Consider the following 1,943-nt stretch of genomic DNA (forward strand, 5'->3'; position numbering starts at 1 on the left):
CCAGACTACCTGGCGCAATACCGCGCACTAACACAGCATCCGGCAAACGAACATTAAACCCCGGAATATAGAGTCGTTGCGGTAAGCTTAAATCGATCCGGCAAAACGCCAGATCGCTGTAAACCGTCTCAATGCCCAGCCTTGCAAAAGCTGCCGTTAGCTGCGCACTATGCCAGCCATGCGTATCATTAAAAATGGCGACGCGGGGTTTTTGCATACGCCTTTACAGGCCGAAAGACTGGGTCAGTAATTCGGCATTCAGCTCTCCGGCAGTAAAGCTGTTACCAGTTTGGGTATTGGTAACGATAACTTTGGCCGGGCTGAATAACATCGGGTCAATTTTGAAAAAGTCATATTCATAAGCTTTGAAAATGTCGCCAAACGGTCGGCCATAATCCGCGGACGTATTGCTGGGCATTTTTTCAGCCAGTTCACGGGCTTCCTCATCGCTGGCATCAACAAATAAATGCACGCTGCCACCATATAGGATCGCGTCATTGGTACGCCCCATACCTGTCATAAAGTCACCACCGGGCGGTGCGACCGGTGTGCTGCCGTAACCATCAACGATTTTCTCTAATGGAAAATGCACGGTATGCGCTTTGTGTAAGGCAACTTCCAGAACGCGAATGGCAATTTGCATCACACCGGCAAGGCTGGTGGTTGGCGTCAGGATCAAGGTCAGATTTTCGGGTTTAATGCCACAGTTATCAGCGATCTTATCGGCAATCGCCACGGGCGGTAATTTATCAACTTCCAGAACAATGACCGTCGAATCGGCGTTATCCTGATAAGCAAATTCTTTGAATATTTCCTCGCGTGCTGCCAGTGCGCGACCGGGACCGGATCCCAAAGCGAAGAATTTCACGTCTTCAGCTTTATGCGACAAGCTCCAGCCGGCATATTGACTACCCAGGCAGCTCAGTACCGGGGTTTTGGCATGCACATTTACTGACCATGGCCAGTTAGCAAAGCCACTTTGGCTGCCCATGGTCACGGTACCCAGACCACCCATGCAGATTTCGCCAATGCGCCGGCCAGCTTCCAGACCACCCCGCACATTGATACCGGCATCAACCACCCGCGTACCATTACTGAGTGTGCTGATTTCCAGTTGCAACGCCTGTGCATCTTTTACTAAAGCATCCAATAAAGGCTGAGTAGCGGCGTTGACGCTGGTCCAGTTGGCAGAGAGCGTAGTCATCGACAAAATCCTGTGATTAATTCAAAACGGCATTATACGTGATGCATGTTTGCCGCGCAGTTCAGTCCTGATTACGATATGGTGCCAATACATTATCTATCGCCTGTAAGCGGGCTTTTTTCAGTGCTTCGGCGATGTCCAATCCCTGTAAACCGGCCTTGACAAAACCATCAGTTTTAACGGCAGATGCGGCAGCAAAACAAGCCTGAAAAACAGTTTTCTCAGGCATCTCGGCTGTTTCATAACCGGGCCGACCTCGAAAGTCTGCTTCGCCTGCAAGCAAATACTGGCGAAACCGCTCTGGCCGCCGAAAACTGTCGAGTTTTTCAAACACAGCCAACACGGTCTCAGCAGATAATGTAAATAAACGATGGACTTCGGTATGCAGTTCAGCGACCTTAATGGCCAGGGTTTGCATATCACGTGGTACTTTCAGACGCTGACAAAGTTGTTGGGTAAGCTTGATGCTGCGCGTTTCATGATCCTGGTGGCTGGGCAGAATATCGGCAGGGGGTTCACCTTTGCCAAGGTCATGACACAGTGCGGCAAATCTTACTGCCACCTCGTCACTGAGTTTTGCAGCCTCGTCCAAAACCAACATGACATGCACGCCGGTATCGACTTCCGGATGCCATTTGGAGTGTTGTGGCACACCAAACAGACGATCTATTTCCGGAAACAGGATCGGCAGTGCACCCACTTCACGTAAAGTATAAAAAAAGCGTGACGGGGTAGCTTC

General features: G+C 50.3%; 2 protein-coding genes and 1 pseudogene. All 3 read right to left on the reverse strand.

The features are described 5' to 3' along the window. A pseudogene (locus tag R3177_RS14665) lies at window positions 1-217 on the reverse strand (RimK family alpha-L-glutamate ligase); the annotation flags it as partial. 6 nt (window positions 218-223) lie between these two features. Continuing rightward, a complete protein-coding gene (gene mch, locus R3177_RS14670) occupies window positions 224-1,204 on the reverse strand; it encodes a methenyltetrahydromethanopterin cyclohydrolase (RefSeq protein ID WP_318971750.1) in 981 nt (326 codons plus the stop codon). A gap of 61 nt (window positions 1,205-1,265) precedes the next feature. Next, a partial coding sequence (locus R3177_RS14675; protein WP_318971751.1) for an HD domain-containing protein occupies window positions 1,266-1,943 on the reverse strand: 678 nt, incomplete at its 5' end.

The sequence above is a fragment of the Arsukibacterium sp. genome, assembly GCF_033722355.1.
GTDB lineage: Bacteria > Pseudomonadota > Gammaproteobacteria > Enterobacterales > Alteromonadaceae > Alishewanella.